The 12,407-nt window shown below is 74.0% G+C and carries 12 protein-coding genes; 6 read left to right on the top strand and 6 right to left on the bottom strand.

The features are described from left to right. Nucleotides 1–5 precede the first annotated feature (5 nt). Complete coding sequence (locus AC1Q5D_RS08950) at nucleotides 6–1,607, bottom strand: ABC transporter substrate-binding protein (protein ID WP_481738242.1); 1,602 nt, start codon at nucleotides 1,605–1,607, stop codon at nucleotides 6–8. A 151-nt stretch (nucleotides 1,608–1,758) separates the two neighbouring features. Here AC1Q5D_RS08950 and AC1Q5D_RS08955 point away from each other — a divergent pair, with 151 nt between their 5' ends. After that, on the top strand, nucleotides 1,759–2,493 hold the full coding sequence (locus AC1Q5D_RS08955; RefSeq protein WP_481738243.1) for a FadR/GntR family transcriptional regulator: 735 nt from the start codon (nucleotides 1,759–1,761) through the stop codon (nucleotides 2,491–2,493). A gap of 91 nt (nucleotides 2,494–2,584) precedes the next feature. Here the strand turns inward: AC1Q5D_RS08955 and AC1Q5D_RS08960 are convergent, their stop codons facing one another. The 5 genes from AC1Q5D_RS08960 to AC1Q5D_RS08980 all read right to left on the bottom strand — a co-directional run bounded on the left by AC1Q5D_RS08960 (nucleotide 2,585) and on the right by AC1Q5D_RS08980 (nucleotide 8,602). Beyond that, a complete protein-coding gene (locus tag AC1Q5D_RS08960) occupies nucleotides 2,585–4,207 on the bottom strand; it encodes an ABC transporter permease (RefSeq protein WP_481738244.1) in 1,623 nt (540 codons plus the stop codon). Further along, complete coding sequence (locus AC1Q5D_RS08965) at nucleotides 4,207–5,112, bottom strand: ABC transporter ATP-binding protein (RefSeq protein ID WP_481738245.1); 906 nt, start codon at nucleotides 5,110–5,112, stop codon at nucleotides 4,207–4,209. The genes AC1Q5D_RS08960 and AC1Q5D_RS08965 overlap by 1 nt, the downstream gene beginning before the upstream one ends. A 28-nt stretch (nucleotides 5,113–5,140) precedes the next feature. Further along, nucleotides 5,141–6,358 (bottom strand): glycosyltransferase, encoded by a 1,218-nt coding sequence (locus tag AC1Q5D_RS08970; RefSeq protein ID WP_481738246.1) that lies wholly within the window; start codon nucleotides 6,356–6,358, stop codon nucleotides 5,141–5,143. 98 nt (nucleotides 6,359–6,456) lie between these two features. After that, a complete protein-coding gene (locus AC1Q5D_RS08975; protein ID WP_481738247.1) occupies nucleotides 6,457–7,152 on the bottom strand; it encodes a potassium channel family protein in 696 nt (231 codons plus the stop codon). Beyond that, a complete protein-coding gene (locus tag AC1Q5D_RS08980; RefSeq protein ID WP_481738248.1) occupies nucleotides 7,145–8,602 on the bottom strand; it encodes a TrkH family potassium uptake protein in 1,458 nt (485 codons plus the stop codon). The genes AC1Q5D_RS08975 and AC1Q5D_RS08980 overlap by 8 nt, the downstream gene beginning before the upstream one ends. 147 nt (nucleotides 8,603–8,749) lie before the next feature. Between AC1Q5D_RS08980 and AC1Q5D_RS08985 the strand changes: the two genes are divergently transcribed. The 5 genes from AC1Q5D_RS08985 to AC1Q5D_RS09005 are packed head-to-tail and all read left to right on the top strand — an operon-like array spanning nucleotide 8,750 to nucleotide 12,387. Beyond that, nucleotides 8,750–9,808 carry a metal ABC transporter substrate-binding protein gene (locus AC1Q5D_RS08985; protein ID WP_481738249.1) on the top strand — a complete coding sequence of 353 codons (1,059 nt, stop codon included), beginning with the start codon at nucleotides 8,750–8,752 and terminating at the stop codon, nucleotides 9,806–9,808. Between the two features lie 4 nt (nucleotides 9,809–9,812). Further along, nucleotides 9,813–10,595 (top strand): metal ABC transporter ATP-binding protein, encoded by a 783-nt coding sequence (locus AC1Q5D_RS08990; RefSeq protein ID WP_481738250.1) that lies wholly within the window; start codon nucleotides 9,813–9,815, stop codon nucleotides 10,593–10,595. Nucleotides 10,596–10,620: 25 nt separating this feature from the next. Continuing rightward, entirely contained in the window at nucleotides 10,621–11,526 is a 906-nt protein-coding gene (locus AC1Q5D_RS08995) for a metal ABC transporter permease (protein ID WP_481738378.1), read from the top strand. Between the two features lies 1 nt (nucleotide 11,527). Further along, a complete protein-coding gene (locus AC1Q5D_RS09000; protein ID WP_481738251.1) occupies nucleotides 11,528–11,950 on the top strand; it encodes a Fur family transcriptional regulator in 423 nt (140 codons plus the stop codon). Next, nucleotides 11,947–12,387 (top strand): peptidase, encoded by a 441-nt coding sequence (locus AC1Q5D_RS09005; RefSeq protein ID WP_481738252.1) that lies wholly within the window; start codon nucleotides 11,947–11,949, stop codon nucleotides 12,385–12,387. Before AC1Q5D_RS09000 ends, AC1Q5D_RS09005 begins: the two co-directional genes overlap by 4 nt. Nucleotides 12,388–12,407 lie beyond the last annotated feature (20 nt).

Consider the following 12,407-nt stretch of genomic DNA (forward strand, 5'->3'; position numbering starts at 1 on the left):
GCGCGCTAGGCGCGGGAGACGTCCACGAAGGACAGGCCGGTGGTCGGCAGCGGCTTGAAGCCCTGCAGCGCGTCCGGGTCCCAGGCGGTGGGCAGCTTGCGGTGGAAGATCGGGTACAGCGCGGCCTCCTCGGCCACGGTGTCGATGACCTCGTTCCACGCGGCCTGGGCCGCCTTGGCGTCCTTGGCGCGCACGGCCTCGTCGAGCTTGGCCTGGACCTGCTTGTACTCCGGGGTGGTGTGCCAGCGGAAGCGGTTCTTGGGCCAGACGTCGCCGCGGTACCACCAGGACAGCAGCAGGTCCAGGTCGTTGCCGAACACGGACGGGTCGCCCGGGGCCGCGACCACCGTGAACTTGCCGGTGTCGACGTTGTCCGCGTACAGGGCCCCGGACTGGAGGCTGCGCAGCGTGGCCTTCACGCCCGGGATGTTGTTCCAGGACTCGACGAGGACCGGGGCGACGTCCTTGACCCACGAGGTGTCGGTGGTGAGCAGCTCGAACTCGAGCTTGTCGACGCCCGCCTCCTTGAGCAGGGAGGCGGCCTTCTCCGCGTCCAGCGTGTAGACGGTGGCGGCCTCGTGGTAGTTCGGGTGCTCCTTCTGCACGAAGCTGGTCGCGGCGGCGGCGTTGCCGAGCAGAGCCCGGTCGATGACCGCCTGGGTGTCCAGGCCGTAGTGCAGGGCCTGGCGCACGCGCTTGTCGTCGAACGGCTTCTCGGCGCAGTTGAACATCAGGAACAGCAGGCCGAAGGACTGCACGGCCTCGACGGTCGCGTTGGCCTGCAGGCGCTCCATGTCCAGGTAGGGAACGTCCTCGATGGCCTGGACGCGGCCGGACTCGACCGCCGTGACGCGGGCGGCGGCGTCGGAGAGCAGGAACCAGGTCATGCCCGGGGCCTTGGCCGGCATCGGGCCGTTGTAGTCCGCGAACCGCTCGAAGACGATCTTGTCGTCCTTCACGGCGGAGACCAGCTGGTAGGGGCCGGTGCCGACCGGGTTGGCGTCGAAGGAGGCCTGGTCGGCCTCGACCAGCTTCTTCGGCACGACCTTGACGATGCTCAGGCGGTCCGCGAACAGCGCGAACGGGTACTTGAGCTTGAAGACGACCGTCTTCTCGTCCTTGGCCTCGACCGAGTCGATGAACGGGATGAACTGCGCGAACAGCGACGCGTTGTCGGTGTCCAGGACGCGCTCGAACGAGTAGACGACGTCGTCGGTCGTGACGGGCTCGCCGTCGTGGAACGTCGCCCCGTCGCGGAGCGTGATCTCGTAGGTGGTCGGGTCGACCTCGACGGGCTCGGCCGCGGCCAGGGCCAGGTAGCGCTCGCGGGTGGCCGGGTGCAGCTCGGTCAGGCCCTCGAACACGTGCAGGTTGGCGGCCATGGGCGTCGCGCCGGACGCCGTCATGGGGTCGAAGCCGGTGGAGAGGGCGTAGGACATGCCCGCCTCGATGGTCTTCGTGCCCGCGCCGGCGGAGGAGCCGCCGGCGGCGCCGGACTGGCCGCAGGCGGACAGCGTCGCGGCGACGCCGCCGGCGGCGCCCATGGCGCCGGCGAGCTTCAGGAAGGAACGCCGGGAACTGGCGCGCCCGAGGAGCTGGGAGTTCATGGTTCGGTCACCTCGATGTGATGGAACGAGTGGTGGTCGGATGTAGGATGTCCTATGCCTCGGCTACACTGTAGGCGGGGTCACACGAGGGCGTCAACCACCTCACACCGGAGGCGCCCGCAACCGACGCACCGACGGAAGGACCGACGCGATGGCCGACCAGGACAACGGCTCCCGCAGGGCGCGGGCCAACGCGGCCGCGCGCTCGCAGGCGCTCCAGCACGACATCATGGAGCTGATCATCGAGCGCGGGCTGGGCCCCGGGGACCCGCTGCCCACCGAGCACGAACTCGTCGAGGAGCTCGGCGTCGGCCGCAACACCGTGCGCGAGGCCCTCAAGGTCCTCCAGGCCGTCGGCATCGTCGACGTCCGCCACGGCTACGGCATGTTCGTCGCGCACAAGAAGCTGGACGGCATGGGCGCCGCCCTGGAGTTCCACGCGCGGCTGTCCCTGGGCCGCTCCGGCCACGAGGCCGTCGAGCTGGTCGACGTGCGCCAGGCCCTCGAGTCGGGGCTGATCGGGCAGGCCATCGACGCGATGACGGAGGACGCGCTCGCCGAGGTCCTGGCCGCCGTCGAGGACATGGAGCGACTGGCGGCCGAGGGCCGGCCCATCGCGGAGGCCGACGAGCGCTTCCACCGCAGCCTCTACGTCCCGCTGGAGAACGGCCTGCTCACCAACCTGCTCGGCGTCTTCTGGTCCGCGTACAGCCGGCTGCACGAGCAGATGGGCCCGAGCAACGCCCTCCTCGCCGAGACCGCCCGCGAGCACCGGGCCATCTACGACGCCGTCGCCGCCCGGGACAAGGACGCCGCCCGGGCCCTCATCGCCGGGCACTTCGACGGGATCCGCGGGATGATCGGCGCCACCGTCGGCGCCCCCTAGCCCCATCCCGGGCCCCCACCCAGGCGGAGGGCCCGAGGTGTTCACCGCGCCCCGCAAGCGGCGTAGGCGCGCCAGCGACCACCACACCGCCCTACTGTGCGGGGGCCAGGTCCCGCGAGCGGAGGAAGGCGGCGGATCCCGCGGCCGCGAGGACGGCGACGGCCAGCATCCCGAGGACCGCGGCCGCGTCCATGCCTTCGACCGGCATGGCGGGCGAGTGCCTGAACGGACTCGTGTTCTGCAGCCACGCGGGGATCCCCAGCAGGTCGCCGAACTGGCCCAGCACCAGGGCCAGGACCAGCGCGCCCCACGCGAGGGGGACCGAGTGCCGTGGAACCGCCGCGAAGAAGACGGCCGCCGCCGCGGTGACGACCAGGGCGGCCGGGACGTGGGCCAGGGCGGCGACCACGAGGAGGCCCGGCTCTCCGGCCGGTCCCGAGGCAAGGCCCAGGGCCGCGGCCGTGGAGCCGGCCACCGTGGCGACGAGGGCGACGCACAGCCCGGCCACCGCCAGGTTCGCGCCGAGCCAGGCCGTCCGCGGGCGCGGGACGGCGAGCAGCAGGTCGGCCCGGCCCTCGGATTCCTCGGAATGCATCCGCAACACGGCCTGGATACCGGCGGCGGCCGCCAGCACGCCGGCGATGCCCAGCAGGGCGGTCGCGAGGAGTTCGGCCGCCCCGGCCCGGCTCCCGGGAACGAGCCGGCCGATCAGTTCGGCCAGGGACTCGTTCCCTGCCGTGGCGTCCTCGGCGACCGGCCCGAACCCGCCGGCCATGGCCCCCACGACGGCGGCGCCCGCCGCCCAACCGGCTGCCGGCGCGCGGTGGAGCCGCCACGCGAGGCCGATCAGGGAGCGGCCGCCCGGCCCGGCCTCCGGCCTGCCCGGGCGCGCCGGGAACAGGCCCGCGCCCAGGTCCCGGCGCGCCCGGAGCAGGAGCGCGACCACCGAGAACACGACGGCGGCGGCGACCGGCACCAACAGCGCCCCCGGGTCGGGGGCCGCGAACGGGCTGGAGCGCTGGCCCCAACCGATGGGCGAGAGCAGGGAGGGCCACGCCGGCTCGACCCGGGTCAGGGCGCCGTCGGGCCTGCCGAGGGCGTCGCCGATCCCGCGCAGCAGGTAGCCCGCGCCCACGAGCGCGGCGCCCGCCCCGTTGGCGCCGCGGCCGGTGGACGCCACCTGGGCGAGCAGCGCCGAGGCGCCGGCAAAGACCAGGCCGACCGCCCCGACGGCGGCGCCCGACAGCAGCGCGCCCGGGAGGGGGAGGCCACCCGCGGCGAATCCCGACGCCGACGCCGCGGCGAGGAGGACACACGCCCCGGCCGCCAGGACGAGCGTCGCGCCCAAGGACGCCGTGCGGGGAAGCGCACCGGAACCTGCCAGTTCCGCCCGGCCCAGCTCCTCGTCGGCGCGGGAGTGCCGAACGACGAGGAAGACCGCCATCAGCCCGGCGAGGACGGCCATGAAGGCATAGCCCTGGAAGAACACGATCGCGCCGGTGCCGGTCCCGTCCGGGACTCCGCGCAGGAACAGGAAGGCGGGGTTCGCGGCGGCGACAGCGACGATCGCGGCCCGTTCCCCCGCCTCGCCGAATTCCGCCGCCACGGCGGAGCTCGCTGCGAGGCTGAGCAGGAAGACCCCGGAGGCCCAGAAGGCCAGCTGCCACCGGTCGCGGCGCCCCTGGGCGCGGAGCAACAACCCGAAGCCGGCCATCAGTCCGCCTCGCCCGGAGCCGCATAGTGGCGCAGGAAGAGCGTCTCCAACGACGGCGGCGCCGCCGACACGGAGTCGACCCCCTGTCGCGACAGCGCGGCCAGGACCCGGTCGAGGTCGGCCGGCTCGACCTCGAATTCGACCGAGTCTCCGTCGATCCGCGGCATCCGGGCTCCCTCGAGGGCCGCCACACTCGCCGTCGCGCCGGGCGCCGTGACGCGGAACCGGGTACGGCGCAGGTGGCGCAACGCGTCCAGCGTCCCGGTTTCGACGCGGGTACCGGCGCGGATGATCGTGACCCGGTCGCACAGGCGCTCGACCTCGCCCAGGACGTGGCTGGAGAGCAGGACCGTGGAGCCCTCGCGGCGCACCCGCAGGATGTGGCGGCGGAAGACCCCGTCCATCACCGGATCGAGGCCGGAGCTGGGCTCGTCGAGCAGGTAGAGCGCGGCCGGCCGCGCGAGGACGGCGATCAGGGCGACCTTTTGGCGGTTTCCCTTGGAGTAGGTGCGGCATTTGCGCCGTGGGTCCAGCTCGAACTCGTCGACGAGCTCGTGGCGGAGCCGCCGGTCGGCACCCCCGCGCAGTCCGGTGAGCAGGTCGATGACCTCTCCGCCGCTGAGGTTCGGCCACAGGTTGACGTCCCCGGGGAGGTAGGCGACGTCGCGGCGGACCTGCACGGGATCGGCCCAGGGGTCCCGGCCCAGGACGCGGACGCTCCCGGAGGTCGCGCGCACGTGCCCGAGGAGGATGCGCAGGGTCGTGGACTTCCCGGCCCCGTTCGGGCCGAGGAACCCGTGGATGTCCCCGGCGGCGACCTCCAGGTCCAGCCCGGCGAGGGCCTGGGTGCGCCCGAAGTCCTTCGTGAGCGCGGCCGCGCGGATGGCGGGGGGTTCCTGGGACATCGCCGGACCTCCATTCAGGTGTTTCCGGTCAGCGGCCCGGCGGCGCGGGAGGCGTCCCGTCCAAGTCGGCCTCGATGATCCCCAGCGTCACCGCAGGGCCGTCTTCGGCGCGGACGAGCGCGCCGATCCGGGCGGCGTTCTCCCGCAGGGCGAGTGCTTCGGAGACGGCCCGGGAGAGCCGGTCCGCGGTGAGCCTGCGCTGCGGGACGGGTGCGGGGGCGAGCCCGCGGGCGGCCAGCTGGCGCCCCCAGAAGGGCTGGTCCGCCACGAACGGCACGACGACGGAGGGGACCCCCGCAGCGGTCGCGGCGTGCGCGGTCCCGGCGCCGCCGTGGTGGATGGCGACGGACGCCAGGGGCAACAGCGCGCCGTGGTCGACGTCGGCGACCTGGAGGACGTCGGGCCCCGCCTGGTCCGGCGGCAAGGAGAGTCCGCCCCACCCGGTCGCGATGAGGGCGCGCAGGCCGTTGGCGCGGGCGGCGCGGACGACGGCCCGGGCCCGGGCCTGGGCATCGCCGGCCGCCATCGACCCGAACCCCGCGTAGAGAAAGGGCCCGGCCTCGGCGAACCTGCGGACATCCACCGGAAGTTGCCGCGGACCGCGCTGCGTCCAGGCCCCGGTCAGGTGCGTGCTGGCGGGCCAGTCCCGCGGCCGCGCCAAGAGGTGGGGGCTCGCCGGGACGAACGATCCCGCCGGGGGCGGCACGGGCGCGGGGACGAGCCCTGCCGCGCGCGTGGCCTCATCGACTTCGCGCCGGAAGGCGGACCCGGCGGCCTGCGCCAAGCGGTAGGTGAGGCGGTTGACTGGCCCCGGTCCGGACCACGGGATGCCGGGCGCCGGGAACTCGCGGGTGGGGGTCCACGCGGGGACGGTCTCGACCCAATAGCAGGGAACGCCCACGTGCGCCGCGCCCAGTGGCGCGTTCAGGACCTTGGGGTGCGCGAGCACGACGTCGGGACCCCAATCCACGATGAGCCGCAGGGCACGGTGGAGCATTCGGGACATGGCGGCCCGGATGTGGGTGCGGAAGGCGCGGAGGGCCAGGAGCGGGGAGATGCCCTGGGACTCGATGAGCGGGCGGAAGTCGGTGTCCAGGCTGGCCGCATCGAGTCCGTCCAGGTCGGTGCCCGAGTTGTCCGGCACGCCGAGGCGAACCGTGTGGCCCGCCTCGAGCGCCCGCCGGGCCAGCGCTGCGAAGGGCTCGACGTCTCCGCGCGTGCCCGCGGTGATCAGCAGAATCCTCACGCCGTCCCTCCGAAGCCGGTGCCCCTGACTCCGGGCGTTGGTACTCGTTTACACCCGTCGGAAGGCGCCGTCCAGAGGCCGTTTCCCTCCCGCGCCCGCTAGACGAGCGCGGCGAACGCCTCCGCGTCCCGCTTGGCGCCCTGGACCAGGATCTCGTCGTCGTCGTACAGGACGGTCTGCGCGGTCGTGTGCTGCCAGCGCCCGCCCTGGCGCCGGACCGCCACGACGGTGACGCGGTGCTTGTCCCGCAGCCCCAGCACCGCGAGCGGCCGGTCCTGCGCGAAGGCCGGCGGGCGGGTCTTGACCAGCACCAGGTCCTCGTCGAACTCGACGTAGTCGAGCATCCCGCCGCGGAGCAGGTGGGCCACGCGCCGGCCCATCTCGTGTTCCGGCCGCACGACGTGGTGCACGCCGAGCTGCTCGAGGATCTCCGCGTGCGGCTCCGAGATCGCCTTGGCCCAGATCCGTGGGCCGCCGAACTTCAAGATCCGGGACGTGGTGAGGATCGAGGCCTGGATGTCGGAGCCGATGCTGACGACGACGACGTCGAAGTCGGGCACCCCCAGCTGGCGCAGGACCTCCTCCTTGGTGGAGTCGGCACGGACCACGTGCGCGAGGACGCCGTTGAACGACTGGACGATCTCCTCGTTGGAGTCGATGCCGAGGACCTCCATGCCCTGCGCCTGCAGCTCCTGGGCCAGGGATCCGCCGAAGCGGCCCAGGCCGACGACGCAGATCGAGTGGGCCGGGGCCTCGGGCTCGCCGGCGCGTTTGAAGAGGCGTTGCTTAGCCAATGAGCGGCCTTTCCTTGGGGTACTCGTACAGGGGCTTGCGCTGGCGCAGTGCGAGGGCGGAGCCCAGGGTGATGGGGCCGAGGCGGCCGACGAACATCAGGATGATGAGCACCGCGTGTCCCGTGGCCGGCAGGTCGGCGGTGATGCCGGTGGACAGGCCGACCGTGGCGAAGGCGGAGACCGCCTCGAAGAGGACCTGGTCCAGCCCGGCGTCGGAGACGAACATCAGGACCATGGTGGCGACGGCGACCAGGGCGATGGCGAGCAGGACGACCGTGATGGCCTGGCGGTGAATGGAGCGGCCGAGCCGCTTGCCGAAGACGTTGACGGCGGCGCCCCCGCGCAGCTCGGTGAGCATGATGAAGAACAGCACGGCGAACGTGGTGACCTTCAGGCCGCCGGCCGTTCCGGCCGGGCCGCCGCCGATGAACATCAGCATGTCCATTCCCAGCCACGCCACGGGGTGCATGGCGCCGATGTCGATGCTGTTGAACCCGGCTGTCCTCGTGACGGAGGACTGGAAGAACGAGGCCAGGACCTTGTCGCCGGGGGAGAGCGGGCCAAGCGTGGCCGGGTTGGTCCATTCGACGGCGGCGATGAAGACCGTCCCGGCGGCGAGGAGGGCGCCAGAGCCGGCCAGGACCAGCTTGGTGTTCATGCTCCACAGGGCCGGGGCCCGCAGGCGGCGGCGCAGTTCGAAGAACACCGGGAATCCGAGGCCGCCGAGGATCAGCCCGGCCGCGAGCGTGAGGCAGATCCAGGGGTCGCCCACGAAGTCCATGACGCTGTCCGTGTAGAGCGCGAATCCGGCGTTGTTGAACGCCGAGACCGCGTGGAACACGCCATGCCAGACGGCCTGTCCCGGCGGGTATCCGTAGCCGAACGCGAAGCGGGCCGTCAGGGCGGCCGCGAGGAGGAGCTCGATCGTCAGGCCGACCTTGAGGACGCCGAACACGACGGTGCGGACGTCCCCGGCGCCGGCGGCCTTCGTTTCAGTCGCGGCGCTGATGCGGGCCCGCAGGCCGAGCCGGCCCGCGATTAACAGGCCAAGCAGGGCGCCGAAGGACATGACGCCGAACCCGCCGAGCTGGATCAGGACCAGGATCACGGACTGTCCGAACGCCGTCCAGTAGGTCGGCGTGTCCACCGTGACCAGCCCGGTGACGCACACGGCTGACGTCGCGGTGAACAGGGCGTCGAGGAAGTCCGCGCCGCCCGGTCCCTGCTTGGACGCCGGGAGCATCAGCAGCGCCGTGCCGGCGGCAATGGCGGTGGCGAAGCCCAGGACGATGGCCTGCGGAGGGTTCGGGGCGATGCGGCGCAGCGCCCGCGCGGCAGCTCCGGCGGGGGTGGCGACGAGTGCTGTGGCGTGGGCGGTCCCGTTCAGCGCCGTCCGCAGGGGACTGCGTCGGCCGGGGCGGCGCCGCGTCACGCGGGGGGCGTGTGGCACGACGGAGAGCGTAGCACCGCGCCGCGACGGCGGAACCGGTGATTCGTGCCACATGGGCCGTGGCGCGGGGGCGCGTGGACCGGGGCGCCCCGTCGGATGACGCTGCGTATTTGACAATGGTTCGCAATAGTAATGAGAATCATTCGCATGCAAACCACTCGCGTCCTTTCCCTGCCTGCGGCCGTCGCCGCCGCACTCGCCCTGTCGTCCTGCGCCGGCTCGTCCGCCGGCCAGGCCCCCTCCGCCGACGACGGCGGGACCGGCGAGCCGTTGTCGGTCAAGGCGTCCTTCTACCCCCTGCAATACGTGGCCGAGCGCGTGGGCGGAGACCTCGTGGAGGTGGAGTCGCTGACCCCCACCGGAACGGAGCCTCACGACCTGGAGCTGGCCCCCGCCGCCGTCGAGGGCCTGCGGACGGCCGACGTCGTCGTGTACCTCTCCGGGTTCCAGCCCGCCGTGGACGAGGCCGTGGCCCAGGCGGCCCCCGGGCGCGTCCTCGACGCCGTGCATGCGGGCGTGGAAGGCGAACCGGCCCACGCGGCCGACGAGCATGGGGCCGCCGGCGACGGGCACGCCGAGGATGCCCACGCCGAGGACACGCACGCCGGTGACGCCCATTCCGAGGACGCCCCTGCGGACCACACGGAGGAGTCCTCCGAGGCGGCGGGCGACGACGGCCACGGGCACGAGGGGGCGGACCCGCACTTCTGGCTGGACCCGGACCGGCTGGCCACCGTCGCGGTCGAGGTCTCCCACGAGCTCGGCGAGGCCGACCCCGCCAACGCCCAAGCCTACGCCGAGAACGCCGAGCGGCTCGCGGCGGAGCTGGACGCCCTGGACCGCGAGTTCGCCGCGGGGCTGGAGACCTGCGACCGGAGGACCATCGTGGTCTCCCACGACGCGTACGGGTACCTCGCCGACAAGTACGGCCTGAAGCAGGCCGCGGTCGCCGGGTTCGAGCCCGACACCGAGCCCTCGCCGGCGCGGCTGGCGGAGATCGGCAGGATCGTCGAGGCCGAGGGGGTCACCACGGTCTTCTCCGAGACGCTGGTCAACCCGAAGGTCGCCGAGACCCTCGCGGCCGAGCACGGCATTGAAACGACGGTACTGGACCCGGTGGAAGGGCAGGTCGATGAGGACACCGACTACCAGCAGGCCATGCGCGACAACCTCCAGGCCCTGCGCTCCGCGCTCGGCTGCGCCTGAGGCCGTGGGCGCGCCCGCGGCGGTCGTGGAGGCCCGCCACCTCGGGGTCGACCTCGGGGGCGCCCCGGTGCTCCGCGGCGTCGACCTGAACATCGCCCCGGGGGAGGTCGTGGCGGTGCTCGGCTCCAACGGGGCCGGCAAGTCCACGCTCGTCAGGACGCTGGTCGGGCTCTACCCGGCCGCCACCGGGCGGGTGGCGCTCTACGGCGCCGACCCCGCCGGCGCGTCCGGGGCGGTTCCGTGGCAGCGGATCGGCTACGCCCCGCAGCGCACGGGCGCGACCACGGGCGTCCCGGCCACCGCCCTGGAGGTCGTCGCCTCCGGCCTGCTCCACCGCCGCCGGCTGCGGACGGCCCGCGGGGCCCGCCGCCTGGGCCTGGAGGCCCTCGAGCGGGTGGGGTTGGCCGGGCGCGCCGGGGAGAGCCTGCACGTCCTCTCCGGGGGCCAGCAGCAGCGCGTGCTCATCGCCCGGGCGCTGGTGCGGCGACCGGACCTGCTCGTTCTCGACGAACCCCTGTCCGGCATGGACCGGGAATCGATGGAGGCCCTGGCGGGTACCCTCGCCGCGCTGCGCGCCCAGGGCGTGACGGTGGTGGTGGTCCTGCACGACCTCGGGCCCCTCGCGCCGCTGATCACCCGCACCGTCGTCCTCCACGAGGGGAGGGTCGTCCACGACGGCCCGGCCCCGCCGGCGGAGTCCGGCGGGGACGCCGCCGTCGACCCCCACCCGCACCCCGCCGCGCCGGCGCCAGGCCCCGGCGCGCCCGACCTGCAGAGGCAATGGTGATGCCCCCGTGGACGCACTGACCGCGATGCTGGCCAGCCCGCTGATGCAGCGCGGGCTCGTCGCCGCGCTCCTGATCGGCCTCGCCGCCCCCGTGGTGGGGACGTACCTCGTCCAGCGCCGCATGGCGCTGCTGGGCGACGGGATCGGCCACATGGCCCTGACGGGCGTGGCCATGGGCTGGCTGGCCGGTGCCGCCGCCGGCGCGGGCGAACGCGACGCGCTCGCCGTCCCCGGGGCGGTCGTGGCCTCCGTGGTCGGGGCCGCGCTCGTCGAGACGGTCCGCACGCGCGGCAGGACCAGCGGCGACGTCGCCCTGGCCCTGCTCTTCTACGGCGGGATCGCCGGCGGGGTCCTGCTGATCGGGATCGCCGGGGGCACCTCGGCGAACCTCACCGGCTACCTCTTCGGCTCCATCGCCACCGTCACGGGCGCCGACGTGTGGCTGACCGCGGGGCTGTGCGCGGTCATCCTGGCCGTCGGCATCGGCCTCCGGCCGGCCCTGTTCGCCCTCTGCCACGACGAGGACTTCGCGCGTGCCGCGGGGCTCCCGGTGGCGGCCCTGAACCTCCTGGTGGCCGTGGTCGCGGCCCTGACGGTGTCGGTGTCCATGCGCGTCGTCGGGGTGCTGCTGGTCTCGGCGGTGATGATCGTCCCGGTGGCCACGGCGCAGCTCTTCGCCCGGTCCTTCGCGGCCACCATGCACTGGGCCATGGGGTTCGGAGCGGCGGTCTGCGTGACCGGGCTCTCGGTCACGTGGTTCCACCCCCTCTCGCCCGGGGCGACGATCGTGGTGCTCTCCATCAAGCTCTACGTCGTCGTGGCCGCCGTGGCGTTGCGGCGGAGGCCCGCGGCCGGGGCATCGGCGCGGACTGCGGCTCCCGCGGCCGCCGCACCCGCCGCGCCCGCCGCCCCCGCGGGCCGGGGAGCCTGAGATGCGGACCAGCCGCCAGCGTGCCGTCGTCCTGGACCTGCTGGAGGGCAGCGCCCAATTCCTCGGGGCGCGCCGGGTCCACGGGCTCCTGACCGGCCGGGGCCACGGGGTCTCGCTGGCCACCGTGTACCGGACCCTGCACGCCCTGGCCGCCGACGGCGAACTGGACGTGCGGCAGACGGGGCAGGGCGAGCACCTGTACCGGCGCTGTGCCCGCCGGGACCCCCATCACCACCTGCTCTGCCGCGGCTGCCAGACCGCCGTGGAGCTGCCGGGCATCCCCCTCGAGCAGTGGGCGGCCCGCCAGGCGCGGGACCACGGGTTCACGCGCATCAGCGCCGTCGTCGAGCTGGAGGGCGTGTGCGCCACGTGCGACCAGGCGGAGGGCCGGGGGAAGGCCCGGACGGAGGGCGGCCGCCCGTGAGCGCCGGCTGGCCGCCGCTGCTGGCGCGCATCCCGGGCCACGGGCGGTTCGTCGTCACGGCCGACGCGGCGGAGATGATCGGCGCGTTCGGCGGAGTCCTGCATTGCTACGAGGGTCCCGGGGGCTGCCGCAAGCGGGGGCTGTACTTCTCCCGGACCCCGGCGAAGAAGGCCCTGGACTGCGCCCTCGAGGCCGGCGGGGGAGCGGAGGCGGGCCGCGCTGCGGAGCTCCGCCTCAGCGTCAGCGCCGCCCTGGCCGGGCTGGTCGACGGCGCCACCCTGGACTTCCGGGCCCACACCGGGCGCCAGCGGTTCGTCTGGTCCAGCATTCCGGCGCTGAGGACCCCGCCCTGCACGTGCCTGCGCTCGGTCGGCGCGCCGGCCGGCAAGCGCTCTCCCTGCCTCGACGACTGCAACCTCACGTTCGACGACCTGTAGCGGCCCGGACCCGGCTCCGG

The organism is Arthrobacter paludis (assembly GCF_056782315.1).

Excerpts from the sequence above, each read along its gene's own strand:
- AC1Q5D_RS08950 (WP_481738242.1), bottom strand. The coding sequence starts at position 1,607 with ATGAACTCCCAGCTCCTCGGGCGCGCCAGTTCCCGGCGTTCCTTCCTG.
- AC1Q5D_RS08955 (WP_481738243.1), top strand. The coding sequence starts at position 1,759 with ATGGCCGACCAGGACAACGGCTCCCGCAGGGCGCGGGCCAACGCGGCC.
- AC1Q5D_RS08960 (WP_481738244.1), bottom strand. The coding sequence starts at position 4,207 with ATGGCCGGCTTCGGGTTGTTGCTCCGCGCCCAGGGGCGCCGCGACCGG.
- AC1Q5D_RS08965 (WP_481738245.1), bottom strand. The coding sequence starts at position 5,112 with ATGTCCCAGGAACCCCCCGCCATCCGCGCGGCCGCGCTCACGAAGGAC.
- AC1Q5D_RS08985 (WP_481738249.1), top strand. The coding sequence starts at position 8,750 with ATGCAAACCACTCGCGTCCTTTCCCTGCCTGCGGCCGTCGCCGCCGCA.
- AC1Q5D_RS08995 (WP_481738378.1), top strand. The coding sequence starts at position 10,621 with ATGCTGGCCAGCCCGCTGATGCAGCGCGGGCTCGTCGCCGCGCTCCTG.
- AC1Q5D_RS09000 (WP_481738251.1), top strand. The coding sequence starts at position 11,528 with ATGCGGACCAGCCGCCAGCGTGCCGTCGTCCTGGACCTGCTGGAGGGC.